The sequence below is a fragment of the Pseudomonas sp. GM18 genome, from assembly GCF_000282195.1.
Lineage (GTDB): Bacteria > Pseudomonadota > Gammaproteobacteria > Pseudomonadales > Pseudomonadaceae > Aquipseudomonas.
In genome coordinates, this window is sequence record NZ_AKJT01000093.1 from 1 (window position 1) to 24,522 (window position 24,522).

Annotated in this window: 30 protein-coding genes and 1 tRNA gene; 8 read left to right on the top strand and 23 right to left on the bottom strand. The window is 56.8% G+C overall.

Annotated elements, in window-relative coordinates; all coding sequences use genetic code 11:
• From PMI21_RS05665 to PMI21_RS05660, 4 genes are all read left to right on the top strand, one after another.
• A partial coding sequence (locus PMI21_RS05665) for an RHS repeat-associated core domain-containing protein (RefSeq protein ID WP_007940767.1) occupies positions 1-980 on the top strand: 980 nt, incomplete at its 5' end.
• A complete protein-coding gene (locus PMI21_RS29170; protein WP_007940769.1) occupies positions 977-1,387 on the top strand; it encodes a hypothetical protein in 411 nt (136 codons plus the stop codon). The genes PMI21_RS05665 and PMI21_RS29170, both read left to right, overlap by 4 nt.
• 53 nt (positions 1,388-1,440) lie before the next feature.
• Positions 1,441-1,881: a hypothetical protein gene (locus PMI21_RS29175; protein WP_081499530.1), complete on the top strand. Its 441-nt coding sequence runs from the start codon at positions 1,441-1,443 to the stop codon at positions 1,879-1,881.
• A 142-nt stretch (positions 1,882-2,023) separates the two neighbouring features.
• Positions 2,024-2,422, top strand: coding sequence for a hypothetical protein (locus PMI21_RS05660; protein WP_007940771.1), 399 nt, complete (start codon positions 2,024-2,026; stop codon positions 2,420-2,422).
• A gap of 94 nt (positions 2,423-2,516) precedes the next feature.
• On the opposite strand, the gene PMI21_RS29655 is transcribed toward PMI21_RS05660, so the two are convergent.
• The 11 genes from PMI21_RS29655 to PMI21_RS05610 form a co-directional block, all read right to left on the bottom strand.
• Entirely contained in the window at positions 2,517-2,867 is a 351-nt protein-coding gene (locus PMI21_RS29655; RefSeq protein WP_007940773.1) for a hypothetical protein, read from the bottom strand.
• Between the two features lie 101 nt (positions 2,868-2,968).
• The gene (locus PMI21_RS05650) at positions 2,969-3,184 is read right to left on the bottom strand and encodes a hypothetical protein (RefSeq protein WP_007940774.1); all 216 of its coding nucleotides are present in this window, start codon (positions 3,182-3,184) and stop codon (positions 2,969-2,971) included.
• A 91-nt stretch (positions 3,185-3,275) separates the two neighbouring features.
• Positions 3,276-3,446 carry a hypothetical protein gene (locus tag PMI21_RS29750; RefSeq protein WP_007940775.1) on the bottom strand — a complete coding sequence of 57 codons (171 nt, stop codon included), beginning with the start codon at positions 3,444-3,446 and terminating at the stop codon, positions 3,276-3,278.
• 129 nt (positions 3,447-3,575) lie between these two features.
• Complete coding sequence (locus PMI21_RS05645) at positions 3,576-4,001, bottom strand: glycine zipper domain-containing protein (RefSeq protein WP_007940776.1); 426 nt, start codon at positions 3,999-4,001, stop codon at positions 3,576-3,578.
• Between the two features lie 206 nt (positions 4,002-4,207).
• Entirely contained in the window at positions 4,208-4,573 is a 366-nt protein-coding gene (locus tag PMI21_RS05640; protein WP_007940778.1) for a glycine zipper domain-containing protein, read from the bottom strand.
• Between the two features lie 346 nt (positions 4,574-4,919).
• Complete coding sequence (locus tag PMI21_RS29955; RefSeq protein WP_007940781.1) at positions 4,920-5,114, bottom strand: hypothetical protein; 195 nt, start codon at positions 5,112-5,114, stop codon at positions 4,920-4,922.
• Between the two features lie 148 nt (positions 5,115-5,262).
• Entirely contained in the window at positions 5,263-5,583 is a 321-nt protein-coding gene (locus PMI21_RS05630; RefSeq protein ID WP_007940782.1) for a YbjQ family protein, read from the bottom strand.
• Between the two features lie 82 nt (positions 5,584-5,665).
• Positions 5,666-5,848, bottom strand: coding sequence for a hypothetical protein (locus PMI21_RS05625; protein ID WP_007940783.1), 183 nt, complete (start codon positions 5,846-5,848; stop codon positions 5,666-5,668).
• A 900-nt stretch (positions 5,849-6,748) separates the two neighbouring features.
• Positions 6,749-7,435, bottom strand: a complete 687-nt coding sequence (locus PMI21_RS05620; protein WP_007940784.1) for a hypothetical protein — start codon at positions 7,433-7,435, stop codon at positions 6,749-6,751.
• Between the two features lie 50 nt (positions 7,436-7,485).
• On the bottom strand, positions 7,486-8,280 hold the full coding sequence (locus PMI21_RS05615) for an endonuclease NucS domain-containing protein (protein WP_007940785.1): 795 nt from the start codon (positions 8,278-8,280) through the stop codon (positions 7,486-7,488).
• 250 nt (positions 8,281-8,530) lie between these two features.
• Positions 8,531-8,620: transfer RNA gene (locus tag PMI21_RS05610), tRNA-Ser, on the bottom strand.
• A gap of 308 nt (positions 8,621-8,928) precedes the next feature.
• Here PMI21_RS05610 and PMI21_RS05605 point away from each other — a divergent pair.
• The 3 genes from PMI21_RS05605 to PMI21_RS05595 all read left to right on the top strand — a co-directional run bounded on the left by PMI21_RS05605 (position 8,929) and on the right by PMI21_RS05595 (position 11,675).
• Complete coding sequence (locus PMI21_RS05605; RefSeq protein ID WP_007940787.1) at positions 8,929-9,618, top strand: crotonase/enoyl-CoA hydratase family protein; 690 nt, start codon at positions 8,929-8,931, stop codon at positions 9,616-9,618.
• 213 nt (positions 9,619-9,831) lie between these two features.
• Complete coding sequence (locus PMI21_RS05600; RefSeq protein ID WP_007940789.1) at positions 9,832-10,554, top strand: lysophospholipid acyltransferase family protein; 723 nt, start codon at positions 9,832-9,834, stop codon at positions 10,552-10,554.
• Positions 10,555-10,703: 149 nt separating this feature from the next.
• Positions 10,704-11,675 (top strand): magnesium and cobalt transport protein CorA, encoded by a 972-nt coding sequence (locus tag PMI21_RS05595; protein ID WP_007940790.1) that lies wholly within the window; start codon positions 10,704-10,706, stop codon positions 11,673-11,675.
• 74 nt (positions 11,676-11,749) lie between these two features.
• Here PMI21_RS05595 and PMI21_RS05590 read toward each other — a convergent pair whose 3' ends face one another.
• The 3 genes from PMI21_RS05590 to PMI21_RS05580 all read right to left on the bottom strand — a co-directional run bounded on the left by PMI21_RS05590 (position 11,750) and on the right by PMI21_RS05580 (position 15,960).
• Positions 11,750-12,463, bottom strand: a complete 714-nt coding sequence (locus PMI21_RS05590; RefSeq protein WP_007940791.1) for an amidotransferase — start codon at positions 12,461-12,463, stop codon at positions 11,750-11,752.
• A 108-nt stretch (positions 12,464-12,571) separates the two neighbouring features.
• A complete protein-coding gene (locus PMI21_RS05585) occupies positions 12,572-14,716 on the bottom strand; it encodes a 3-hydroxyacyl-CoA dehydrogenase NAD-binding domain-containing protein (protein ID WP_007940792.1) in 2,145 nt (714 codons plus the stop codon).
• Between the two features lie 38 nt (positions 14,717-14,754).
• On the bottom strand, positions 14,755-15,960 hold the full coding sequence (locus PMI21_RS05580; protein ID WP_007940793.1) for an acetyl-CoA C-acetyltransferase: 1,206 nt from the start codon (positions 15,958-15,960) through the stop codon (positions 14,755-14,757).
• A gap of 580 nt (positions 15,961-16,540) precedes the next feature.
• Here PMI21_RS05580 and PMI21_RS05575 point away from each other — a divergent pair.
• Entirely contained in the window at positions 16,541-17,362 is an 822-nt protein-coding gene (locus PMI21_RS05575; protein WP_007940796.1) for a c-type cytochrome, read from the top strand.
• Between the two features lie 126 nt (positions 17,363-17,488).
• On the opposite strand, the gene PMI21_RS05570 is transcribed toward PMI21_RS05575, so the two are convergent.
• From PMI21_RS05570 to PMI21_RS05530, 9 genes are all read right to left on the bottom strand, one after another.
• Positions 17,489-18,292, bottom strand: a complete 804-nt coding sequence (locus tag PMI21_RS05570; protein WP_007940797.1) for a transglutaminase family protein — start codon at positions 18,290-18,292, stop codon at positions 17,489-17,491.
• Positions 18,289-19,239 (bottom strand): alpha-E domain-containing protein, encoded by a 951-nt coding sequence (locus PMI21_RS05565; protein WP_007940798.1) that lies wholly within the window; start codon positions 19,237-19,239, stop codon positions 18,289-18,291. The genes PMI21_RS05570 and PMI21_RS05565 overlap by 4 nt, the downstream gene beginning before the upstream one ends.
• Positions 19,240-19,251: 12 nt before the next feature.
• Positions 19,252-20,661 (bottom strand): circularly permuted type 2 ATP-grasp protein, encoded by a 1,410-nt coding sequence (locus PMI21_RS05560; protein WP_007902187.1) that lies wholly within the window; start codon positions 20,659-20,661, stop codon positions 19,252-19,254.
• A 371-nt stretch (positions 20,662-21,032) separates the two neighbouring features.
• The gene (locus PMI21_RS05555; RefSeq protein WP_007940799.1) at positions 21,033-21,374 is read right to left on the bottom strand and encodes a ribonuclease E inhibitor RraB; all 342 of its coding nucleotides are present in this window, start codon (positions 21,372-21,374) and stop codon (positions 21,033-21,035) included.
• A 209-nt stretch (positions 21,375-21,583) separates the two neighbouring features.
• A complete protein-coding gene (locus PMI21_RS05550; protein ID WP_007940800.1) occupies positions 21,584-21,817 on the bottom strand; it encodes a hypothetical protein in 234 nt (77 codons plus the stop codon).
• 156 nt (positions 21,818-21,973) lie between these two features.
• On the bottom strand, positions 21,974-22,849 hold the full coding sequence (speE, locus tag PMI21_RS05545; protein WP_007940801.1) for a polyamine aminopropyltransferase: 876 nt from the start codon (positions 22,847-22,849) through the stop codon (positions 21,974-21,976).
• Between the two features lie 170 nt (positions 22,850-23,019).
• Positions 23,020-23,211, bottom strand: coding sequence for a PLDc N-terminal domain-containing protein (locus PMI21_RS05540; RefSeq protein ID WP_007940802.1), 192 nt, complete (start codon positions 23,209-23,211; stop codon positions 23,020-23,022).
• Between the two features lie 83 nt (positions 23,212-23,294).
• Complete coding sequence (locus PMI21_RS05535; RefSeq protein ID WP_007940803.1) at positions 23,295-23,825, bottom strand: hypothetical protein; 531 nt, start codon at positions 23,823-23,825, stop codon at positions 23,295-23,297.
• A 116-nt stretch (positions 23,826-23,941) separates the two neighbouring features.
• Positions 23,942-24,460, bottom strand: a complete 519-nt coding sequence (locus tag PMI21_RS05530) for an ankyrin repeat domain-containing protein (protein WP_007940804.1) — start codon at positions 24,458-24,460, stop codon at positions 23,942-23,944.
• Positions 24,461-24,522 lie beyond the last annotated feature (62 nt).

Below are 24,522 nucleotides of genomic sequence, written 5' to 3' on the forward strand. Positions count from 1 at the left end.
AAACCGTCGACGGCAAAACCACAGAGTTTTTCTGGCAGGGCGACCACCTCGTCGCCGAACACAGCCAGGACCACCATCGCAGCTACGTCTACGAACCCGGCACCTTCCGCCCGCTGGCCATGCTCGACGGCAAAGGCCCGAGAAAAGCCTGTCCGTTCTACTACCAACTCGACCACCTCGGCACCCCGCAAGAACTCACAGACTACAGCGGCGACATCATCTGGGCCGCCCGATACACCGCATATGGCCGCCTCACCCGCCTCAACCGCGACACCCACCAGGTCCTCGATCAGCCACTACGCTTTCAAGGGCAGTATTTCGACGCGGAAACCGGCCTGCATTACAACCGGCATCGCTACTACAATCCGGATGTCGGGCGGTACCTGACGCCAGACCCGAGCAAGCTGGCGGGCGGGCTAAACGGCTATCAGTACACACGCAATCCGGCGGGTTGGGTTGATCCGTTGGGGTTGAGTGAGTGCCCTGGGGGGGATGGGTGTAAGAAGCCGTCGTTTGGGGATGAGGATCCGGCGGGTAAGGCTAGGGTTTATGAGGGGGGGCCCGGAACTCCAAGCCCAAAACGAGAGAACCATTACTTGTACCGTGGTGATGACCGAGAACCATGGGAAATTTTTGAGGCAGGATTTGAACCCCTGGGAGACAGTACAGATCTGTACATGCATGCATTGGATAATCGAAGCCCTCCTAGTTACTTTGTCAGCACTTCGACAAACGAAAATGAGGCAAAAAAATTTGCCACAGGCTACTGGCTTGACGATGGTTATGTATATGTACTGAAAAACATTAGCGGAATCGATGTAAATAAAGAACTTGGCATGATATCACCACATCGGCGTGAAGTTGAGATAGCGATCCCGGGAGGAGTAAAAAATCACGACATCGTCGGCGCCACCCCCGTCCGCGACGATGGTAGCTATAAGGGCTACTCAATACCCAACCCTTACAGGAAGCAGCCATGAAGCCAATAGAAATACTAATAAACAATCATGGTATCACAGAGACAGCCATAATCGAATGCAATAGAAAAAAACCGACACTCACATTTACGATGCGAAGTGGCTTAACCGAAACTTATACAGCCTATGACCTTTATGTATGCTTCGGCATGTTAAGAGCCGAGCACCCTGAAATAAAATTCCTATGCAAAGGAGCCAAACTAAATGTTCATCCTTCACGAATGTCTTCACAAATGTCTAGTGGCTTAGTCGCATACGAACTTAAACTTGGAAAACCCAGTGAAGAAGAAGACCTAGTACGAATCTTCGACTACGAAGACGAAAACATCACTAACAACATTGAAGAACAAAAAACCTTTTATCAAAACTGGATCGAATCATTGACAATTACAACACCAAACAAAACCTAAAGACAACAGCCGCAATTGATCACACCTAATAAAGTTTGGCACGCGGAGCAAATATGATGAAACACTACATAAAACTACAATCCGGGAACACTATCGAAACCGCAATTCTTGAAGAGCGCTTTAGTTCACTAACGTTCACAATGGAAAATGGATTCAGAAAAACCTACACCGACCATGATCTGTATTTATGCCTGGCACAAATCCGACGAGATTTTCCAGAAATAAAATTTCTTTGCAAAGGAGCAAAACTTAATGTTTTTCCTTCACGAATGTGCTCTCAGATGAGCAATGGAGCTGTAGCTTATGAGATGACACTGGGAGAAGCAGCATCACGAGATCATATTGTTCACATTTTTGATTTTGAGGACAAGAACATTACCAATGACATTTCTGAACAAATAGAATTTTATCATCAATGGATAAGCTATTTTCGACCAAAACAAACTAACCCGGTAAAACCCCAGCCCCAGCTTAAAGAAGACCAATCTATTTAACCTCCGAAAAAACCCTGACAGAGATCAAGGCAGGTAATCCAAGACAAAGTCAGCAGAACAGATACTCACAGCGTTACGCCCATCGTTGTGAATATTCACCCATCAGGTAACACAACCTTTAAATCCGAACTAGGAATGGAACGTGGTTAGCATAGAGATTGTGATAATCAAAAATGACGAGCGTCAATCCGCTGAGCTTCTCTGTGACTCAGAAAACCTGACCATTACTTTCGTCATGAAAAATGGATATCGAAAATCATACACAGGTGATAATTTCTACATTTGTTTTGGCCACATTAGGCAGAACCATAACAATGTAACCTTTTTGTGCAAAGGAGCAAAAATAAACGTACACCCTTCCAGCATGTCCTCACAGATGTCGCTTGGAGTAAAAGCATATGAACTCACACTAGGTAAGTATGCAACAAGGAATGACCTGGTAAATATTTTTGACTATGAAGAAAATAACCTTACCAACGATCCAGAGATTCAGAGAGACTTCTTTATGCGCTGGTTTGAATCCGATATTGAAGAGGAGTAGCGGTCGAAAAAAGAGGTCAGGGAACTTTTAACTCCTGTGCAAACACCAAACCCAGCTCGATGCTGGGCTCAGTGCAACGGTAAAGAATCTGGCTTCAGCCACCCGAATTACCGGTTTTATCTGCCCCGCCCCCACTCACCCCAGAACCACCTGATCCTCCAGACCCACCTCCAGAACCACTCCCCATCGAACTTCCACCACTCACCGACCCGCTCCCCTCCCCCTGGTTGATGCTGCTCCCATTCACATCACCACCATTCCCACCACCCATCTCGTCCGGCGGCAACGCCTTCCCATCCGAGGTACCCGCATTCATTTCCGAGTAAGGCGGCATCCCACCCTTATCGACCGGTGCGTCGCGACCAGTAGATTGAGCAAACGCCGCCAATGAGCTGATCGACAATAAGCCGACCATCGTCAGCGCCGTCCATTTTGATCTGATCATGGTGCATCTCCTTTAAAGAATGCTTTACCTGATCTCTGGCGGTGATCGCTTTTTAAAGGTGCCGCACAATCGACAAGCGGCGATGCACCACCGCACAGGCTTCAGCTCGGTTCGCCCGAGGCGTCATCACCGGCGATGTCCGGGTCTTCCGGGTCGGCTTCCACATTACCGCGCCTCACATCATCGGCGGGTACCTGTTCCACGGCGGTGTCGTCATCGTCGGGCGGGCGCTGGTCGCGGCGCAGGGAATTGGTGGGCGAAGGCAGTGGATATTCGGGGGTATCGTCGATATCGGTGTCTTTCGGATCGGCGTTCATAACGCACCTCTCAATGGAGCTGAAAAGCAGATCCTTGCCTTTCGAGGACAACACCATAGACGCGGGGATCGAGGTCGGCCCGACCGCAAAATCACTCGTCGTCTTCCTCGTCATACTCATCATTCTCTAAGTTGCCCACATCGCCCGCGTCATCGGCATCGTTGAGCGGCACCGTGGCGTCGTCCATCAGAGACCCCGGATCTTCATTGCCGGGATCGTTGATCGGGCCTTCTTCTTCCTTGTCTTCGGTTTCCGGAGTCATGGCATGCCTCACAACGTTCAGGGAGTCTATAAAGTTCGAGACGTCCTACGGCCAATCGTTCCAGAGTCCTATCGATAGAAACGAAAAACCCGGCACTCGGCCGGGTTTTTACTGTTACTCGATATCGAGTTAGTGATTCTTGTACTTATTTTTATGCTTGTGTTTGTAGTAGCCGCCACCGGAATGCGAACTGCCGCGGTCATCGCCCAGGCTACTGCCCACCGCGCCACCGGCTGCGCCGCCCACGCCTGCGCCAATGGCCGAACCAGTGGAGCCGCCCAGGCTGTTGCCGATCACCGAACCGCCCGCCGCGCCGAGACCTCCGCCGACGGCCGCTTCTGTGCGACTGCCCTTGCGCGCACCGACTGCACTGCCTGCCGCACCGCCAACGCCAGCGCCCACCGCAGCCCCGGTGCTGCCGCCTAACTGTCCGCCGACTACGCTGCCCAACACACCGCCAAGACCACCGCCGACTGCAGCGTCGCCGTTGCCGGCCGCCATTGCGCCCTGAGCGACCAAAAGCCCTAAAAATACCGTGGACAATGTCAAACGCATGATATGCACCTCTAATTTCCGCATGGGGGAAAAGAACATGCCGCGGATAGGCCTCAGCCTGGCATCTGCTATTGAACCCAGCCAATCGCGACCGTGGAACAGCAAATCAAATACCGACTGTATGGGATTTGAGCCACATGATGCAGAAACGTTCCAAAACGAAAAAGCCCGGCATTGAGCCGGGCTTTTTCAGCTGACCTTCAGGATCAGTGACCTTTTTTGGACAGGTTGCTGCCTACGCCGCCGCCCAATGCGCCACCCAGGCCTGCGCCGATGGTGGAACCGGTCTTGCCGCCCAGGCTGTTACCGATTATCGAGCCGCCCGCCGCGCCAACACCGCCGCCGATGGCCGCTTTGGTCCGGCTGCCTTTGCGCGCTGCAACAGCGCTGCCGGCTGCGCCCGCTACGCCAGCACCGATCGCTGCACCAGTGCTGCCGCCCATTTTCTGGCCAACCACATTACCCAGCGCGCCACCCAAACCACCACCGAGCGCGGCCGTGCCGTCACCGGCAGCCATCGCACCTTGAGCAACCAAAAGGCCCAGAACCAGAGCAGGCAGTGTCAAACGCATAACAAGAACCTCAAAAAAGGGGAAACGGAAAGGCCGGAGATTGAATGCTTTAGCGCAGGTAAAGTCCAGACACAAAACCGGAACAACCTCGCCATTGGCGACGGTTGGACAGCGTTTATGCAAAAGGTTTTATGACAGGCAAAAAAAAGCCCGCTGGGGAGACGGGCCAGGGTACTGCTTTCTAACGGATGAGTTGAGCCTACGTAGGCCGGTGTGAAAAGTTTGTGAAAAAAATACCAGCGCTCGCAAAGTTGTAGGACATTTCTCGGCATTGCCGCCGAGCCACGTTTCCTGCCCTTCAGAAACAAGAAACCCCGCTTAATGCGGGGTTTGTGCTGTTATCGGTTTACTTCCTGGAAGGCGCCCCCAGCTTGGGCATAAATTTCGATTTCGGCCCTCGGGTCCTAGGTACTGCAGATTTGATTTTGTTTATTTTGATACGGTCTTCGCCGAAGCTCGGCACATAGTCCGTCTGACCACACTGCACGCAATCATTGATTGGAAACTCTGCACCGTCGTCTTCGATATACGGCTCAGCCATATCTTCGCTCCTCTCAAAACGGGTCGATACCGGCAAGCCCTTTTTGCCTGAAAAATATCGACCACCCTGGTTTTTGAGACTAGCCGGTCATTCCCAGACTTGTGATTCAGATCGTTACATGCCCGACGAATGGCCGTTACCGCGCGACCTACCTCAGCTTGACCGCTGTCCCGGTCACAAACACCACCACCATCCCACCCTTGCCGGCCGGCATGCTGATCTCATAATCGAGCCCTACCACCGCATCCGCCTGAAGCGCCCGCGCCCGTTCCTTGATCTCGTCAGTCGCCTGAATCCGCGCCTCCTTCAATGCCCGCTCCAACGTCTGAGAACGCCCACCGAAAAAATCCCGCATCCCGGCGAACATGTCGCGGATCACGTTAACGCCCTGCACCGACTCGGCGCTGACGATGTCCAGGTAGGCGGTGATTTGTCGACCTTCGATGGTGTGAGTTGTGGTGGTGATCATGAGATGTCCTTTTTCATAGACGCGCGCATTATTCCTCGGTAGCCGCGATATCAGCCTTTCACAGCATCGAAAGAATCAAGGGTCAGAGCAGCTTGATCAACACCGCAGTGACAGTCGCCACCGTACCGATCAAGCCAGTTGCAACAGCTACCGGATACCAAAAAGTTTCACGGGTCATCTTGCCAGCTTCGGCGTTCAGCTTGCGCTGTTCAGCCATCAGCTTGACGATTTCCACGTGAACCTTTTCCAGCTCGGCCTGTTTCATGGTGAATTCCTGCATAACGTGCGTCCGTTCCGGATAAGGGGCGCGTCGTGTGCGCTGCCCTTTGGGTCATTTTGTACCTTACAGACGCAAAACGAATACCCCCTCCCGATGCAGCTCATGCGAGGTGCCAAAACCTGTGGAGGCCCCCAACCATCTGGCTTTCCAGCATTGCTTCCCACGCGCCTATCAATCGTCCTACATCAATTTCGGACCTTGCCCCTACAAAATCGTAGCCCCCTGCAGTCATCAACTATCCTGGAATTGGTTGATTTGATTACGACATGGCTCAACGCCCGCACTCACTATGGTCCACCCTGCAGAAAGGGGTGTATCGCTTTGGTTCGTCATGAACGTGGCTGCGATCGTCATGCCCAGCGCATGGGCTAGGCCATCTGATGGCGGGGGATGACGCTCGCTAAATCCAATGGACTGTAGCCGAACTGAACATTATCGAAATCGTGGTCGAGCTAATTACCAAACTTTCTGATGTGGTAAATGCGCTCGATAGAGTTGCACCTCATAAACCAGAAGGTCATTCGATGCATCGATATCAGACGCCAGAAACCACACCCCCCCTTCTTCTCTCGAAATCAGGGGTTTTGTGTACATCGAATTTGGCGGTGAAAGAGAGATTTGACTGCCTTCGCCCAACATCTCGGAGCCGCGACTCTGTCTGGGATCTGTGCTGTCCTCCTTGGTGTGGGGAGCGCAATTTATATGATAGAGGCTAGATAGGACTGAGCTTGAGGAAAGGGGCTTGCCAAAGCCCTCTCATCCAGCCCTTTCAATATTTGCCCGATCCAGATTGTTGTCGCTGGCTGCGCTCGACGCCTTGCTTGAGGGGCGCGTGAATATTTGTTCGAGAAGCCCCCCATCGTGGACCTGTGATCGCGTGATGATCTAACGCTCGTAGGTTATGTACTGCTCTGCACCTACGATGTTCTTCAAGCCCGATTTCGGTAACTCAAGCGTGTAGAACCCGACACCAAATTTATCGACATGACCTCGTTTGAGTAGGTAAATCATGTCGTCAGACTCGGCAACCTGACATCCCTCGTAACGATCAAGGTTCTGATAAACCAATGCACGGGCTGTGCATTCGGTAGCGGTTTTGAGCGCAGCGGATCGGCCTGTATCTGATGGTATCGTTACGAGGAGATACCACGTGCACCACATCAATAGCGCTACCATGCACAGGCACGCTACAAACTTAAACGCCATGCTATGTTCGATTGCTTGATTCCGAATGCGTGCCACCCATAACGGCAGAGCGATGGGTTGCTCCGTTTTTTTTCTTGGTTTCTCAAAAAGCACCAATAGGAGAGTCACCGTCCCCACCAACGCAACCGCGAATCCCAGGGCAGCGATATATGAGCCTAACCCAGCCGCTCCATAGGCCACGAATTGCTGTGCACTGATATTTATGCGCTCAATTGGCACATCTAACACTAGATAGTACTTTTCCAGATATGCGAACCCACTAAGGGTGAAGGCTCCGACCATGCTGGCTATGAATAGGGCCACATCGATACGTAGGTATTTTCTGTAACGGCTAAAGCTACCGTCCTGTATTGGGCTGTCAGTCAAACGGATAATCTCATTGAGAGGATAGGATTGCCGGATTGCCCGTGGTGTCTTTATTCTCGTAGTTGAAGTGTTGCTACCTTAGTAACTGCTACGGAAAGTTTGTACTCGAACAACTCCACGTCGTTCATGCTTGAGCAAGCTAGTCGCAGATCCTCGGACATACTGCGGCACACAATGATACCGCGTACCTTTTGGCCTAGCTCCGCGAGATCGCGTCGAACCCAGTTCATATAGCGCAGCAGTTGGCCGATCACGCGGTCGTAGCCCCGAGAGACCTTCAGCTCAATCACGACGAAGGCACCGTTACGGTCAACGGCGAGAATGTCGATACGTCTGCCTCCACCTGCTTCGTATTCGATGCCTCGCAGGTCTTCGTCTTCGTACAGTTTCAAGCCCGGCTCAATGCATCCCAGGTTTTCCGCCAAGTAGCGCTGCAGGTCTTTCTCCAGTAGAAATTCGGTAGAGCCGGGTAGATTGATTTCCTCCGAGCCGTCGCGATCAATATCAATATCTTCTATTTCTTGCTTGGCGATATCGCCCTTTACCATTTCACGAATTGGCGCCGGATCCTTGCCCGCTTCGTAGCGCCGAAACTCGCCAGGGGCAACCTTGAACAGAATGTCGTCAGTTATATTGGTCGAGGGATGATGTAAGCGACTAGGGTCGTTCGTGGCAGCCTGAACTAAATGCGCACGGATGCTGCCAGGCTTCAGTTTGGGATAGTTCGTCGCGAACCACTGTATTGCGCGAGCAGCAGTGAATACTTGGCCCGGTTGGAGGTTCCAGCTCACCAGCATGTCCTTGAGCAGCGCGCGAGTGGGCTTATCGTAAATCGTCTTGGCCATGAGGGCTTCCTTGCGGCGTTTCAGTTTGATGGTTTGCGCCACATACTGCCTTTACCGGCGCACTGACATCAACTCAGCTTGCATCGCCACGCCCTGTTAAGCAGAAAAGGAGCTCAACTTTTCGTTGCTCAACACCGCAAAAAAAGCCACCCGTGCTTCCATGTTATTCTCATATCGCCCTTTTCAGACGCCAAAAACCACAAACCCCCGACTTTCTCTAGGAAAATCAGGGGTTTGTGTTTGCAGAATGTGGCGGTGAAGGAGAGATTCGAACTCTCGATACAGTTTCCTGTATACACACTTTCCAGGCGTGCTCCTTAAGCCACTCGGACACTTCACCGTATCTCGTCAAACGCATTCAGTCTGTCGAGGCGCGCTAATGTAGTCGAAAGCATTTCTGATGGCAAACATTTTTTTCAGAATTTTCATGCGGTTAACGCGATTGGCCCTTTCTGGACGTTCAAGGGCATGGCAAACCTGCCAATCTCCGGCTTCGCCTCCCCTTCTATATAGAGGCCAATGCACGGTGGGCGGGGCGGGCTGTGCCTGGCGGGCGGGAAAAGGGTGACTGGCGGGTCAGTCACGGCGCTTTACCTGGCGTACAGCGGTGGGTAACGTCTGCCCTACTTTATTAGAAGGATTGGCGTCATGAGTGAGTTGATTTCCTACCATCTCGAAGACGGTATCGCGACCCTGACCTTGAGCAATGGCAAGGTCAATGCCATCTCTCCGGACGTGATTGTGGCGTTTAACGCTGCGCTGGATCGGGCGGTAGCGGATCGGGCGGTGGTGATCATTACCGGGCAGCCCGGGATTTTGTCGGGTGGTTATGACTTGAAGGTGATGACGGCCGGCCCTAATGAGGCCATGGCGCTGGTGGCTGCGGGTTCGACCCTGGCTCGTCGCCTGTTGTCGCATCCGTTCCCGGTGGTCGTGGCGTGTCCTGGGCATGCGGTGGCCAAGGGTGCGTTTCTTCTGTTGTCGGCTGACTACCGCATCGGTGTCGATGGCCCGTTCAGCATTGGCTTGAATGAAGTGCAGATCGGCATGACCATGCACCACGCCGGTATCGAGTTGGCCCGTGATCGTCTGCGCAAATCGGCGTTTCATCGCGCGGTGATCAATGCCGAGATGTTCAACCCACAAAGCGCCGTGGATGCCGGCTTCCTTGATGTGGTGGTGTCGGCCGAAGAGCTGCAAGGCGCGGCGCTGGCGGCGGCTCGTCAGTTGAAGAAGCTCAACATGATCGCCCACAAGAACACCAAGCTCAAAGTGCGCAAGGCGCTGCTGGAGACGCTGGACAACGCGATCATCCTGGATCAGGAGCATATGGGTTAAGCCCGAATGCGTTGCACCAAAAAGCCCGACCGTCGTGTCGGGCTTTTTCTTGGGTGTCTGGTTTAAAACCTTACAACCGCTCTAGGCCGCATCTGACCCACAAGTCGGAAACATGCACTCAAACATCGGCTATCTCCCACTTCTATAGCGGCAATTGCCGAAAACAGTGCACATCCGTACACTGCGCCACCTTTTGTCCCGGTGGGCCTTTAAATGCTGTTTGTGTTCCGTATGTTATTGATGGGCCTGCACTTTATTCTGGCCGGTGTGCTCGGAGTGATTCTCGGGCTGTGCCGCCCGTTCAACCCGGACAACAGCCGTTTGTGCGCGCGCCTGTATGCGTGGCCGGCGATGTGCATTTTGCGTTTGCGGGTGAAGGCCGATGTCGGGCCGTTGATGGATAAACCCGACAGCTGCGTGATCGTCGCCAACCACCAGTCCAACTACGATCTGTTTGTGTTCGGCAACGTGGTACCCCGACGCACCGTGTGCATCGGCAAGAAGAGCCTGAAGTGGGTGCCGCTGTTCGGGCAGTTGTTCTGGTTGGCGGGCAATGTGTTGATCGATCGCGGCAATGCGCACAAGGCACGTCAGTCGATGCTGACCACCACTCACACCCTGCAAAATGAAGATACCTCGATCTGGGTCTTCCCCGAGGGCACCCGCAACCTCGGTGAAGAGCTGCTGCCGTTCAAGAAAGGTGCATTCCAGATGGCGATTGCCGCCGGCGTACCAATCGTGCCGGTGTGTGTCAGCAGTTACGTCAAACACATGCGATTGAACCGCTGGCGCAGTGGGAAGATTCTGATCCGTTCGTTGCCGGCAATTCCTACGGCTGGACTGAGCCTGGATGACATGCCGATGCTGATCGCCCAATGCCGCGAACAGATGCGTGAGTGCATCGACTCAATGGATCGGCAGCTGCAAGCCGCCTGAATGAAACCCGCCCTGTGCGGGTTTTCTTTTGCCTGCGAACTCTACAGATTTTGCTGACTCTCAAGCAGTAGACAAGGTTAAGCTGAATCCTGCCTGGCACCGCCAGTCTTTACTATTAGAAAGCGGCCAATAAGAAGTGAATCACCATCATGGGTAGAGTCGTTGCTGCTGCGGTTTACAGCGCTGGTAAGAAAGTCACCAACATCACCCTTGACGAAGGCGCGGCCTGGGCTGCCAAGCCTGGCCACTTTGTGTGGATCGGCCTTGAAGAGCCGAGCGCTCAGGAGTTGTTCAATCTGCAACGCCAGTTCAACCTGCACGAACTGGCCATCGAAGACGCCCTGGAAAAACACAGTCGACCGAAGCTGGAAACGTTCGGCGATGCACTGTTTATCGTTACGTATTCGCCGATCCGCCATGAAGGCAAATTGCAGTTCATCGAGACGCATATCTTCGCCGGCAAGGGCTACATCATTACTGCACGTAATGGTCATTCGGCGTCCTACGCCCACGTCCGACAGCGTTGTGAGGCGCGCCCGCTGTTGCTGGAGCATGGGGAAGATTTCGTACTCTATGCCATCCTTGATTTCGTGATTGAAAACTACCAGCCGATGGGCGAAGCGATTCATGCCGAGATCGATGAGCTGGAGACCAATGTCCTCTGCGGTTCCCTGAACGAGCGCGATATCCAGAAACTCCACGGCCTGCGTCGCGATGTATTGCGCTTGCGCCGGTTTGCGGCGCCGATGGTGGAGATCGGTGAGGAACTGCAAAATTTGAGCTTTCCGTTCATCGACAAGAACATGCGCCCGTACTTCCGCGATGTGCAAATTCATGTCACGCGGCAGATGGAAGACCTCACGACCCTGGCGGACATTGCCAGCCAGACCATCGAGGTCGGGGTGTTGCTGGAGGCTTCGCGCCAGAGCGTGGTGCAGCGCAAGTTTGCGGCGTGGGCGGCGATTCTGGCGTTCCCGACGGCGGTGGCCGGGATCTACGGGATGAACTTCGAGGACATGCCAGAGTTGACTTGGCATTATGGGTATTTCGGGGTGTTGGGATTTATCACCGTTGGGTGCGTCGGTTTGTGGGCGAGCTTCAAGCGGTCGGGGTGGTTGTGAGTATGGTGTGACGCGGAGCGTCACGGGATGCATTCCCACGCAGAGCGTGGGAACGATCATTACGATCAATCCGACTAAGGCTTGTGCGCCACAAACCGCATCATCCACTCCGCAACGGTCGTGCCATGGTGTGGATGTTCTAGGCTTGCCACGCCCTTCTGATAAACCTGCTCGCCCAAATGCTCCTGACGGATATCCAGCAACGCCTTTGAGTAATCGTGAATGAACTCCGGATGTCCCTGGAAGCACAGCACCTGATCGTTGATGTGGTACGCGGCGAACGGACAGAAATCGCTAGAAGCAATCACCGTAGCGTTTTCCGGTAGCGCGGTGACCTGATCCTGGTGACTGATCAGCAACGTCAGTTCTTCCCTCACCGGGCTCATCCACGGCGCCTTGGCCGCGAGTTTGTATTTGTGGGTGCCGACGCCCCAGCCCTGGGTCGCCCGCTCGCTCTTGCCGCCCAACAGCAGCGCCAACAGTTGATGACCGAAGCACACGCCCAACAGTTTGTCGCCACGTTCGTAGCGCTTGAGCAGGTACGTCTTGAGGGTTTGAATCCACGGGTCGGTGCCGAAGGAGTCTGCCTTGCTCCCGGTGACCAGATACGCATCGAAGGTCAGGTCATCGCTGGGATAATTGCCCTGCATCACGTTGTACACGGTGAATTCGGCCGCGATGGGTTGCTGCGAAAACAGACGCTGGAACATCTGCCCGTAACCCTGATATTGATCGACCAGTTCCGGACGCAGGATGTCGGTTTCCAGAATGCAGATGCGTAACGACATAAAAAATACCTGACACATGGTGGGAATAATGCACACCCCAGAGCCTGCCTTGAAACACGGTGGCAAGGCAAGCCCCGGAAGGCGTCATCGGTCCCTTAGAACGTCCCCTTAGAACAGCGCGTCCTTGGCGGCTTTCTCCAGCAGCAGCGCAGGTGGCGTGAAGCGTTCGCCATATTGCTCGGCCAGGTACTGGGCACGGGCGACGAAGTCTTTCACGCCGTACTGATTGATGAATTGCAGCGCACCGCCGGTCCAGGCTGCGAAGCCGATGCCGAAGATCGAGCCGACGTTGGCATCCGCCGTCGAGGTCAGCACGCCCTCCTCCACACAACGCACGGTTTCGATGGCCTGGATGAACAGCAGCCGATCGCGCACGTCTTTCGGCGAAATCTGCCCGTCGGCCTTCTCGAAGCGGGTTTTCAGCTCCGGCCACAAATGTTTCTGCCCGGCGGCCGGGTAATCGTAGAAACCACCTCCAGCGGCCTTGCCCGGACGCTTGAATTCCTGGAGCAGCAAGTCAATCACGGCGAACGCCGGGTGCTCAATCAGCGGTTTCCCTTCCGCTTGCAGGTCTTTGGCAGTTTGCTGGCGGATATGGCTCATGAGGCTGAGGGAAACTTCGTCGGAGATCGCCAGAGGCCCGACGGGCATGCCGGCCTTGCGCGCTTCGGTCTCGATGATCGGCGCGCTCACACCCTCGCCGAGCATGGCGATGCCTTCGTTGGTGAAGGTGCCGAACACCCGCGAGGTAAAGAAGCCGCGACTGTCGTTGACCACAATCGGGGTTTTCTTGATTTGCAGGACGAAATCGAAACCACGAGCCAGGGTTTCGTCGCTGGTATGGACGCCTTTGATGATTTCCACCAACGGCATTTTTTCCACAGGGCTGAAGAAATGCAGGCCGATGAATTTGCTCTGGTCCGGCACGGCGGTGGCCAGGCCGCTGATCGGCAAGGTCGAGGTGTTGGAGGCGATCACCGCGTCGGGGCCGACAACGGTTTGCGCTGCCGATGAGACCCTGGCTTTAAGCTCGCGATCTTCAAACACCGCTTCAATGATCAAATCGCAACCGGCCAGGTCCGCATCGTTTTCGGTGGTATGGATCCGCGTTAGAATCGTCTCGCGCTGCTCCCGACTCAATTGGCCGCGCGCAACTTTTTTGTCCAGCAACGCCGCCGAGTGGGCCTTGCCCTTCTCTGCCGCGGCGAGGTTGATGTCTTTGAGCACCACGTCGATGCCGGCCGAGGCGCTGACAAACGCGATGCCCGCGCCCATCATTCCGGCGCCGAGCACACCGACTTTCTTCGTCACGTAAGGCGCTATGCCCTGAGGTCGCGAACCGCCAGCATTGATCTCATTGAGCTGGAACCAAAAGGTGCCGATGAGGTTTTTCGACACCTGGCCCGTGGTCAGTTCGGTGAAGTAGCGGGTTTCGATCAGGTGCGCCGTATCGAAATCCACCTGGGCGCCTTCCACTGCGGCGCAGAGTATTTTCTCCGGCGCGGGCAGGCAGCCCTGGGTTTTACTACGCAGGATCGACGGCGTGATGGCCAGCATCTGCATGACTTTCGGATCCGACGGCGTGCCGCCAGGGATCTGATAACCCTTCACGTCCCAGCGTTGCACAGCAACCGGGTGCGCGACAATCCACGCCCGCGCCTTGGCCATCAGCTCATCGTGATCGACGGCCAACTCATCGATCAACCGTGCTTGCAGCGCCTGTTGCGGGCGGATTTTCTTGCCTTCCAGCAGATACGGCAGGGCTTTTTCGATGCCCAGCATGCGCACCATTCGCACCACCCCGCCACCGCCCGGCAACAGGCCGAGGGTGACTTCCGGCAGGCCAAGCAGCACCGATGGGTTGTCCAGTGCCACACGGTGATGGCATGCCAGGCAGATTTCCCAGCCGCCGCCGAGCGCCGCGCCGTTAATGGCGGCAACCACCGGTTTACCGAGGGTTTCCAGGGTACGCAGTTGGCCCTTGAGGGTCAGCACCATGTCATAAAAGGCCTTGGCTTCGGGCTTGCCAACCTTGATCAGTTCATTAAGGTCGCCGCCGGCGAAGAAGGTTTTCTTGGCCGAGGTGATGATCACGCCGGCAATCGTGTCCTTGTCGGCGACCAGGCGCTCGACGCAGGTGGCCATGGCGTCGCGGTAGACCGCGTTCATGGTATTGGCACTCTGGCCCGGCATGTCGATGGTCAGGACGACGATCCGGTCTTGGCCCTTTTCGTAACGAATGGCTTGGGTCATGGCAATTTTCCTTGAGTCGGATTTTCTTAAAGGCAGGCTCAGAGGCGTTCGATGATGGTGGCAATGCCCATGCCGCCGCCGACACACAATGTCGCCAGGCCATAGCGCAGGCGCCGGGCTTCCAGCTCATCGAGCAGCGTGCCGAGAATCGCGCAACCGGTAGCGCCGAGCGGGTGGCCCATGGCGATGGAGCCGCCGTTGACGTTGACCTTGTCCGGGTCGATGGCCATGTCCTTGATGAACTTGAGCACGACCGAGGCGAACGCTTCGTTGACTTCGAACAGATCGATGTCTTCGACCCGCAGCCCGGCCTTGGCCAGCGCCTTGCGGGTCGCCGGCGCGGGGCCGGTGAGCATGATGGTCGGGTCGGTGCTGGTGACCGCCGTGGCGACGATTCGCGCCCGTGGTTGCAAGCCCAGCGCGCGGCCCTTGGCTTCGGAGCCGATCAGCATCAGCGCCGCGCCATCGACGATCCCGGAACTGTTGCCCGGCGTGTGAACATGGTTGATCCGCTCCACCTGGCTGTACACCCGCAATGCCGTGGCGTCGAAGCCCATTTGCCCGATCATTTCGAAGCTCGGCTTAAGCTTGCCCAGGCCTTCCAGGGTCGATTCGGCGCGAATGAACTCATCGTGATCGAGCAGGATGATGCCGTTCTGGTCCTGCACCGGCACCAGCGATTTGTTGAACGAACCGTTCGCCCGCGCCCGCGCCGCTTTCTGCTGCGAGTGCAACGCGAAGGCATCGACGTCTTGACGGCTGAAGCCCTCAATCGTGGCGATCAGGTCGGCGCCCACGCCCTGGGGCGTGAAATGGTTGTGCAAGTTGGTTGCCGGGTCCAGCGCCCAGGCCCCGCCATCGCTGCCCATGGGAACGCGGGACATCGACTCGACGCCACCGACCACCACCAGATCCTCGAAGCCGGAACGCACTTTCATCGCGCCCAGGTTCACCGCTTCCAGCCCCGAAGCGCAGAAGCGATTGAGCTGCATGCCGGCCACGCTGACGTCCCAATCGGCCACCTGTGTGGCGGTCTTGGCAATATCGGAGCCCTGATCGCCGATGGGCGTGACGCAGCCGAGCACCACGTCATCGACCTGACTGGTGTCCAGGGAGGTGCGCTGCTGTAACGCCGTCAGCAGGCCAGCCACCAGGTTCACCGGTTTGACGCTGTGCAAGGCGCCGTTGGCCTTGCCTTTGCCACGGGGCGTGCGCAATGCGTCGAATATCAAAGCTTGGGTCATGACATCCTCGAACCTGATGGTGATCTTTATGCCCTCACCTTATGCCGAGCAGCCGCGGATTCAATGACCACAGCGCTCATTGGCGTTGACGGTCACGCTCAGACGAACGGTAGTCAGCTATCGGATTAATCGATTCGTGTCACCAAGCTGTCTAGCCAACGGGCGCCCAAGAAGCTGGCCATAGGCCTCATGCCTTTTTAACAGCGATGGATGCTTAACACATACGAAATGGATCTAAGCCAAGCGTGACGTGGGCCCTAATGTAAACCTGTACGAAGTTGTCGTCGGGTTTTGCCGAGGCTCTCGTCCTACAGGAAGTGCAGCGCTCTGCCGTCATGGAGATATGCAGGCAGGCAACCAGGAAATAACAAAAAAGGCGGTCAAGCCATGTTCAAACATTCGAAAGTACGTCAAGCCGGGCTCATTCTATTTGCTACTACGCTGTTGTTGATTTTGCCGAACCTGACCAAGGTGCTTGGCTGATCGAGCAGCGGGGGTTTTCATTTCGCCTGATAAAAATGTGACTGGCTCGCTATCCGGGCCGGCGTGGCTGTGCCAACCTTTGCGGCACTTCCACGACATGGACGACGATCACTTGAAAGCGCTCATTCTGTTTGGGGCCTTGCTGCTCAGCACGCCTCTGTCTGCCGCGCAGCTGAATCTTGAGCTGGGCGCGAGTCCTCGCACCTGGCAGACAGAGGAATTGCTCAAGCATCCTCAGGCTCAGACCATCACGATCACTAACGACGTTTCCTACAAACGGGACATGAGCTATCGCGCCGTGCCGTTGGCAGCGTTGTTGACGGGCATCAAGCCTGACGACCACTTGCAAGCCGTGGCCCTGGACGGTTTTGCCGCCGAACTGGCCGCTGCGCCGCTGCTCAATACCCAGGGCGCGCGGGCCTGGCTGGCGATTGAAGACCCGGCCAAGCCGTGGCCACCGCTGTCGGAGGGCAAGCCCAGTGCCGGGCCGTTCTATCTGGTCTGGACCGATCCGCAGGCGGGCAATATCAGCCCCGAGCAATGGCCGTTCGAAGTGGCGAGCATCAAGCGCATGGCCCCGGTGGCTGAGCGCTTCCCTGCCCTGTTGCCCGATCCTGCGCTGAAGGCGGACGATCCGGTGAACAAGGGCTTTGCGCTGTTTCAGAAGAATTGCCTGGCCTGTCATCGACTCAATGGCGCGGGGGACGCGCAGTTCGGGCCGGACCTGAATATTCCGTTCAACCCGACCGAGTATTTCGGCGCGGACTTCCTCAAGCGTTACATTCGTGACCCGCAGAGCTTGCGCCAGTGGCCGCAGGCGAAGATGCCTGGGTTCTCGTCGACGGTGTTGCCGGAGGGGGATCTGGAGTTGTTGGTGGGGTATTTGAAGCACATGGCCGGGCGCAAGATTAAGCCCTAGGCAATGATCGTTCCCACGCTCTGCGTGGGAATGCCTCCACGGACGCTCCGCGTTCGGCTTTGGATGTGACGCAGAGCGTCACGGGCTGCATTCCCACGCGGAGCGTGGGAACGATCAGGTGAGAGATTACTGCTGCTGGACGGTAATCACTGGTGTCGGTGAGACCAACACCTTGGCATGCATCTGCTCGTACCCGCCGCCACGGCGCATGCCGCGCACCGGGCAGGCGTCGAGGTAGTCCAGGCCCACGGCCAGTTTCAGGTGACGCTCAGGGCGGGCCAGTTCGTTGGTCACGTCGAAGCTGTACCAAGCGTCATCCAACCAGGCTTCCGCCCAGGCGTGACTGGCCAGGTGCTCGCTGTTCTCGCTGTACAAATACCCCGACACATAACGCGAAGGAACGCCCAGGCTGCGGGCGCAGGCGAGAAACGCATGGGTATGGTCCTGGCAGACCCCGGAACGCCCGGCGAAAGCTTGCGCGGCGCTGGTCTCCACTTCAGTGGAACCCGGCGTGTAGGTCATGTGCTGGTTCAGGCCATGCATCAAATCGATCAGCGCCGTGCGATCCCGCCGTTGCTTGCACGCCTTCTCGGCAAACGCGCGCAGGGCTTCGTCAGGTTCGGTCAGCCGGGTGAACCGCAAAAACGGCAGCGCCGACTGGCTCTCGTGCTCGGCTTCGCGCAGCTCGTCGATGTCGACCTGGCCACGGGCGCCGATGATGATCGCCTCATGCGGCTCGTCCAGGGTCAGCACATGCAGGATGTTGCCGAACGGATCGAGTTGCGCGCGCACCGGGCGCGGCAGGTCGAGTTGCCAGCTCAGCACGTGTTGGCGCTCGCTGTCGTGGGGTGTCAGTCGCAGGTACTGGATGCTCGCCCGCACCTGATCTTCGTAGTGATAGGCGGTCTCGTGGCTAATGGAAAGTCTCATGCAGCCTCCAGATAGGAACTGTGTATGGCATTGCCCAACTGGCGCACCAGCGGGATGAACTCGGTCAGCCAGGTGTGCAGGCCTTCGTCGAGGATTTCGTTGATACCGGTGTAGCGCAGGCGCGCGTCCATTTCCGCCGCCAGGCGTTGTGCGGGACGGCCGTTGGCCCCGGGCAGTTGAGCGAGAATCTGGTCGACCTCTTCGGTGCAGGCTCGCAGGGATCGCGGCACATCGGCGCGCAGCAACAACAGCTCGGCGACATGCCGGGCGCCGGGGGCGTCGCGGTAGATTTCGGTGTAGGCCTCGAACGACGACAAGGCCCGCAACAAGGCGCTCCATTGGTAATAGGCGTGGGCCGTGCCGTCACTGACCGCTTCGGCCTGATCGCCGGCCATTTCGTAACGGGCATCGAGCAGGCGCAAGGTGTTGTCGGCCCTTTCGATAAAAGTGCCCAGACGAATGAAGCGGAACGCGTCGTTACGCATGATCGTGCCGTAGGAAGCACCGCGGAACAGGTGGGAACGCTCCTTGATCCACTCACAGAAGCGACTCATGCCGTAGCGACCCAAGCCCTGTTCGGCGATCCCGCGTATTTCCAGCCAGGTGGCGTTGATGTTTTCCCACATGTCGGCGGTGATTCGCCCACGCACCGCATGGGCGCTGGCTCGCGCGGCGCCGAGGCAGCTGTAGATGCTCGCCGGGTTGGCCGCGTCCAGGGCAAAAAAATGCAGCAGCCGTTCAGCATGCAGATCGCCGTGGCGCTCCAGGTAATCGTCCAGGGTGCCGGTGATCAGCAACGGCATGGCGAGTTCGTGCAAGCCGTCGCCACGACCGTCCTGGGGCATCAGCGACAGCGAATAACTGATGTCGAGCATCCGCGCGAGGTTTTCCGCCCGCTCCAGGTAACGCGACATCCAATACAGATCCGAGGCAGTTCTACTCAACATGGCAAGCTTCCTTCAATCCTCGACCACCCAGGTGTCCTTGGTTCCACCGCCCTGGGAGGAGTTCACCACCAGGGAGCCTTCGCGCAAGGCGACACGGGTCAAACCGCCGGGCACAACCCGGGTTTCGCGGCCGGACAATACAAACGGACGCAGGTCGATGTGGCGTGGTGCGATGCCGTTTTCGACAAAGGTCGGACAGGTCGACAAAGACAACGTCGGTTGCGCGATGTACGCGTGGGGCTTGGCTTTAATCCGCTCGCGGAAAGATTCGATTTCCGCCGCCGTCGCCGCCGGCCCCACCAGCATTCCGTAACCACCGGAGCCTTGGGTTTCCTTGACCACAAGCTCTGGAAGATTGGCCAGCACGTGGGACAGTTCAGAAGGATTACGACACTGCCACGTCGGCACGTTCTTCAGGATCGGCTCTTCATCGAGGTAGAAACGAATCATGTCCGTAACGAACGGATACACCGACTTGTCGTCCGCGACCCCAGTGCCGATGGCATTCGCCAGCACCACGTTGCCGGAGCGGTAGGACGACAGCAGCCCTGGAACACCGAGCATCGAATCCGGGTTGAACGCCAGCGGATCGAGGAAGGCATCGTCGAGGCGACGGTAAATCACGTCGACCGCTTTCGGCCCGTCCGTGGTGCGCATGAACACCTTGTCGTCGCGCACAAACAGGTCCGCGCCTTCCACCAGTTCAACGCCCATTTCCCGAGCGAGGAACGCATGCTCGAAAAACGCGCTGTTGAAACGCCCCGGCGTCAACACCACCACGCTCGGGTTGTCGATCGGGCTTGAGCTTTTCAGGGTGTCGAGCAGCAGGTTCGGATAGTGGTCGATCGGTGCGATGCGCTGGGCCGCGAACAACTCGGGGAACAGGCGCATCATCATCTTGCGGTCTTCGAGCATGTAGCTCACGCCGCTGGGGGTACGCAGGTTGTCTTCGAGCACGTAGTACGTGCCGTCGCCATCGCGCACCAGGTCGACGCCGGAAATGTGCGAATAGATATCGCGGTGCAGATCCAGCCCTTGCATCGCCAACTGATACTGCTCGTTGGCCAGCACTTGCTCGGCCGGGATGATGCCGGCCTTGATGATGCGCTGCTCGTGATAGAGGTCGGCAAGGAACATGTTCAATGCCTTGACCCGCTGAATGCAGCCGCGTTCGACGACCCGCCATTCACTGGCGGGGATGCTGCGGGGAATGGTGTCGAAGGGAATCAGGCGCTCTGTCCCCTGCTCATCACCATAGAGCGTGAAGGTAATCCCGGCGCGATGAAATAACAGATCGGCCTCGCGTCGCCGTTGTGCCAAAAGCTCGTCAGGCGTTTCGGCCAGCCAACGGGCAAACTCCCGATAATGCGGACGGACCTGGCCGCCGGCATCGTACATCTCATCAAAATAGGTGCGGATCATGCCGTACTCCTTGTCACCCGGACACCCAGACCATCGCAAGGCCCGTGCCATCGGCAGAAACGCTTTGATATCAATCAGTTGGATAATGTCGCTGCGCGCACCGCACCAATCCTGTGCGGTAAATGCCCCACCCTGATCGCCCCCGCTTCATGGCGAAGCAATGCTGTCGCCTATCAGCAGCATAGCCAGAGTTGATTTCACTGCTCGGGAGGGAGATGCGGATAATCCGTGCATTCGTTGCAAAACTTATCGTTCTTCCCTTTAGCCGCCTGTTCAGGTGGCTTTTTTTTTTCTGTCTGAAATGTTGTGAAATAAAAACAAAAACGGCCAACCCAAAGGTCAGCCGTTGCTAAGTGTCACTGTTCATAAGCTTATGCGAGTAGCCCTCGTACCTCCTGCTTGACACCCCATCCTTCGATGATGCCGCCCAGAGGCTCGACCACCGCCTCGAAGTTCTGCTCAAAGTCGCCGATCCCGTCGTAGGTGGCGTACATCACTTTGCTCAGTTCCAGCGACCAAGCGCCGTCGTCACGCACGCTGATCTGGGCATTCAAGGATTCACCACAAAAATGACCTGCTGCCCTGCGTGCCCGCTCCTCGTCCGGGAAAATGGCGTAGAACTCGATGGGATGGAATCGTGAAAAGTCGAAACCGCCTTCTTTCATGCGGCGCAGCACGCTGCTGCTGATGTCTTCTTGATAGGCTGTGCTCATGAAACGTCCCCCTCAGACTGATGGATAGACTTTCCGTATTCCCTGCACTTTCAATCGATTGATGAAAGCGATACAGCAACAGTGGTTGCCGCCGGGAAACAAGCATGTAGCTGACAAGACCAGACCTTAGCGAGTCATTCGCTGATCTCGGTTGCAGAGTAGCCCCAAGACAGAGCCGCTGCCAAGGCTTGGACGAGACAAGAGATGTATCAGATCGGAGTAATGCTGAGGATTTCAATGCTGTACTGGGATTTCAGACTTTTGACGGTCGGATCAGCAGTACGCCCCTCCAGATCATTGAGGTCCAGTTCGGCAGCGACCGGCAGGCGCCGGCCGCGAATGAGTTTGGCGGCTTGTTCCTTGCTTGGGCACTCCTCGCACTCGAAGAGTTCGTCGACTGATTCACCGTGATCATCCACGAAAGTGATTTTCCACTTTTGCATCGGTGCCTCCTCGGTAAAACCCATGGATGGGCTTACATCTATCTCGACTCACTTGTCGGCCGTTCGTTCCAAGGGATCCCATCTACGAGGTATGAAAAAGGCCGTAGCCCGCGTGTTTTCACACACCGGCGACGGCCTTTTCTTACCGACGAAACGTCAGTCGTTGCTTGGCTTGTTCACCGCTTGCAGCACGTATTGCGGCAAGGCGAAGGCTCCGATGTGGATTTCCGGGTTGTAGTAACGGGTGACGATGCCGCTGCCGGCGAAGCGCTGTTGCAGGGTTTCGCGGGACAATTTGCGATAGGCGGTATCGGTTGCGCCCCAGGCGAAGGTCATCGCACCGCCGATGTAGGTCGGCACCGCCGCTTGATAGAAGTGCCAGTCCGGGAACAGGCTGCGCAAGCGGCCGGCGGTGGTTTTGACCTCTTCGATTTGCATGAACGGGGTGCCGTTCTGGGTCACCAGAATGCCGCCTTCATTCAGGCAGCGGTGGCAAGCCTGGTAGAAGTTTTCAGAGAACAGCACTTCGCCCGGACCGATCGGGTCGGTGGAGTCGGAAATGATCACGTCGAACTTTTCGGTGGTGGTGGCGACGAAGCGCATGCCGTCGTCGATGACCAGGTTCAGGCGTGGATCATCGAACGCACCCTTGGAGTGGTTCGGCAGGAATTCCTTGCACATGTCGACCACGGTGCCGTCGATCTCGACCATGGTGATGTGCTCGACGCTGCGGTGCTTGGCCACTTCACGCAGCATGCCGCCGTCGCCGCCGCCGATGATCAGCACGCGCTTGGCAGTGCCATGGGCGAGGATCGGCACGTGGGTGAGCATTTCGTGGTAGATGAACTCGTCGGCTTCGGTGGTCTGGATTACGCCATCCAGCGCCATCACCCGGCCCATGCGCGGGTTTTCGAAAATCACCAGGTGCTGGTGTTCGGTGCGCACTTCGTGCAGCAGTTTTTCCATGCGAAAACGCTGGCCATAGCCTTCGTAGAGGGTTTCCAGGTACTCGCTGGTTGGGGTATTGCTCATGGGAAGTGCTCCGATGAATGCGGGTGGCAACGGACGGTTACCCGCCCATGATGGCCAATCGATCGCCTCGATTGACCGGGAAAGGCGCGCATTCTACGTCGCGGAACATGACAGGTCGAACCTTCTGATGCACACACCCGCCGCACCGCTCGCTCCTAGATTGAAGATCGTCAGATCCGCACATCGCCCCTTGGCCCGGCGATGGCCCAGATGATCAGGCCCAGCACCGGCAGCAGCAGAATCAACAGCACCCAGAGGACTTTCATCCCGGTTTCGGCGCCACTTTTAAGCACGTTGATGATGGCCCAGATATCCAGGGCAAAAATAATCAGGCCGATCAGGGTGTTGAACGTGGAACCCATGGTGTCGCTCCAAAAAAATGGTAGGCACTCTTAGGATAGTCGGGCCTGGCGAGGGTTCCGTTTTATTACCGTTGTAGACGGTTTCAGACGTGGATGGCCACTTTCAGGGCTTCCAGGGAGGGCGCGGCGGCGATGCCGACTTCGGCGCACAGTTCCAGCACCCGTGGCACGTCGTTGCCATAGACCAGCACCACTTGCAGTTCGTCGTCGAGCAACTGGCTGAAATTCATCAAGGTGTAGCCACCGTTTTCCTTGTTCAGGCTGCTCATCTGCACTTGAATGCGATTGAGCGCCGTCAGGGCTTCGGTTTTGGCCAGTTGCTTGGGCTTGATGTTGAACTCAACGCCGGGGCCGAACGAGGCGACGATCTGCGCGAACAGGTCCATGTAGGTGTCGGCCTGGAACAGCACGGTTTCCGGCAAACTGCCGACGACAACCCACTCACCCAACGGGATCGGGAAGGTGTCGTCGTAGTTGATGTCTGGATTGGCCGCCAGAAAAGCCTCGGGATCGGCGTAGGCCTGAGCCGCTTCGTCAGCGATTTTCAGGATTTCGTCCTCGCCCATGCACCCGGAGCTGATTTTGCTGATGAGTTCGACGAGTGCGGCTTTCATGAGGTGGATCCTGTAGCGAGGGAGTTTTGAGGGCGCGAAGGATAACGCAGGTTAAGCGCGAAAACGAAAAGATCGTCCGAAGGCTCGGGCCGCGTTCGGACGATCTTTTAATGCATTCAGCCAACCAGCTTCTGCAGCTGCGCGGTGGTATCCGCCGCGCCCATGGTCTTCGCCGCGTCCAGCGCGGACACACCGTTGGCGTCCTTGGCTTTCGGATCGGCGCCTTTGCTGATCAGGTAGTCGATGATTTCGACGCGGTTGAACATCGCCGCCATCATCAACGCAGTGCGTCCGTCGAAGGACGAACCTTCCACTTCAGCGCCACCCTCGACCAACGCCTTGACCACTGCCAGATCACCCTTGAATGCCGCGCCGGCAATCGGGCTCTGGCCGTTGTCGTTGCGAATCTCGGGATCGGCCTTGTGTTCGAGCAGGACTTTTACGGTGTCGACATGGCCGTGGTACGCGGCGAGCATCAGTAAAGTGTCGCCCTTGTGGTTGCGCAGGTTCGGCGGCAGGCCCTTGGTCAGCAGCGCAGCCATCATGGCCGCATCGCCCTCGCGCGCTTTGTTGAACACCTGTTCGGCAAATTCAGCAGCCTCTTCGGGGGTCATCTGGCGGCTTTTGTCTGACATTGGGGACTCCACATTCGGTCAATCGGAAAGCCGATAGTTTCCCGAGCAGCCCGGAACCTGTC

Excerpts from the sequence above, each read along its gene's own strand:
- PMI21_RS05645 (WP_007940776.1), bottom strand. The coding sequence starts at position 4,001 with ATGCGTTTGACATTGTCCACGGTATTTTTAGGGCTTTTGGTCGCTCAG.
- PMI21_RS05590 (WP_007940791.1), bottom strand. The coding sequence starts at position 12,463 with ATGTCGTTACGCATCTGCATTCTGGAAACCGACATCCTGCGTCCGGAA.
- PMI21_RS05630 (WP_007940782.1), bottom strand. The coding sequence starts at position 5,583 with ATGATCACCACCACAACTCACACCATCGAAGGTCGACAAATCACCGCC.
- PMI21_RS05575 (WP_007940796.1), top strand. The coding sequence starts at position 16,541 with ATGGACGACGATCACTTGAAAGCGCTCATTCTGTTTGGGGCCTTGCTG.
- PMI21_RS05535 (WP_007940803.1), bottom strand. The coding sequence starts at position 23,825 with ATGAAAGCCGCACTCGTCGAACTCATCAGCAAAATCAGCTCCGGGTGC.
- PMI21_RS05540 (WP_007940802.1), bottom strand. The coding sequence starts at position 23,211 with ATGGGTTCCACGTTCAACACCCTGATCGGCCTGATTATTTTTGCCCTG.
- PMI21_RS29955 (WP_007940781.1), bottom strand. The coding sequence starts at position 5,114 with ATGGCTGAGCCGTATATCGAAGACGACGGTGCAGAGTTTCCAATCAAT.
- PMI21_RS05555 (WP_007940799.1), bottom strand. The coding sequence starts at position 21,374 with ATGAGCACAGCCTATCAAGAAGACATCAGCAGCAGCGTGCTGCGCCGC.
- PMI21_RS05560 (WP_007902187.1), bottom strand. The coding sequence starts at position 20,661 with ATGATCCGCACCTATTTTGATGAGATGTACGATGCCGGCGGCCAGGTC.
- PMI21_RS05600 (WP_007940789.1), top strand. The coding sequence starts at position 9,832 with ATGCTGTTTGTGTTCCGTATGTTATTGATGGGCCTGCACTTTATTCTG.
- PMI21_RS05565 (WP_007940798.1), bottom strand. The coding sequence starts at position 19,239 with ATGTTGAGTAGAACTGCCTCGGATCTGTATTGGATGTCGCGTTACCTG.
- PMI21_RS05530 (WP_007940804.1), bottom strand. The coding sequence starts at position 24,460 with ATGTCAGACAAAAGCCGCCAGATGACCCCCGAAGAGGCTGCTGAATTT.
- PMI21_RS05640 (WP_007940778.1), bottom strand. The coding sequence starts at position 4,573 with ATGCGTTTGACACTGCCTGCTCTGGTTCTGGGCCTTTTGGTTGCTCAA.
- PMI21_RS05570 (WP_007940797.1), bottom strand. The coding sequence starts at position 18,292 with ATGAGACTTTCCATTAGCCACGAGACCGCCTATCACTACGAAGATCAG.
- PMI21_RS29175 (WP_081499530.1), top strand. The coding sequence starts at position 1,441 with ATGATGAAACACTACATAAAACTACAATCCGGGAACACTATCGAAACC.
- PMI21_RS05550 (WP_007940800.1), bottom strand. The coding sequence starts at position 21,817 with ATGCAAAAGTGGAAAATCACTTTCGTGGATGATCACGGTGAATCAGTC.
- PMI21_RS05625 (WP_007940783.1), bottom strand. The coding sequence starts at position 5,848 with ATGAAACAGGCCGAGCTGGAAAAGGTTCACGTGGAAATCGTCAAGCTG.
- PMI21_RS29170 (WP_007940769.1), top strand. The coding sequence starts at position 977 with ATGAAGCCAATAGAAATACTAATAAACAATCATGGTATCACAGAGACA.
- PMI21_RS05605 (WP_007940787.1), top strand. The coding sequence starts at position 8,929 with ATGAGTGAGTTGATTTCCTACCATCTCGAAGACGGTATCGCGACCCTG.
- PMI21_RS05580 (WP_007940793.1), bottom strand. The coding sequence starts at position 15,960 with ATGACCCAAGCTTTGATATTCGACGCATTGCGCACGCCCCGTGGCAAA.
- speE (WP_007940801.1), bottom strand. The coding sequence starts at position 22,849 with ATGAGCAATACCCCAACCAGCGAGTACCTGGAAACCCTCTACGAAGGC.
- PMI21_RS05595 (WP_007940790.1), top strand. The coding sequence starts at position 10,704 with ATGGGTAGAGTCGTTGCTGCTGCGGTTTACAGCGCTGGTAAGAAAGTC.
- PMI21_RS05585 (WP_007940792.1), bottom strand. The coding sequence starts at position 14,716 with ATGACCCAAGCCATTCGTTACGAAAAGGGCCAAGACCGGATCGTCGTC.
- PMI21_RS29655 (WP_007940773.1), bottom strand. The coding sequence starts at position 2,867 with ATGATCAGATCAAAATGGACGGCGCTGACGATGGTCGGCTTATTGTCG.
- PMI21_RS29750 (WP_007940775.1), bottom strand. The coding sequence starts at position 3,446 with ATGACTCCGGAAACCGAAGACAAGGAAGAAGAAGGCCCGATCAACGAT.
- PMI21_RS05650 (WP_007940774.1), bottom strand. The coding sequence starts at position 3,184 with ATGAACGCCGATCCGAAAGACACCGATATCGACGATACCCCCGAATAT.
- PMI21_RS05615 (WP_007940785.1), bottom strand. The coding sequence starts at position 8,280 with ATGGCCAAGACGATTTACGATAAGCCCACTCGCGCGCTGCTCAAGGAC.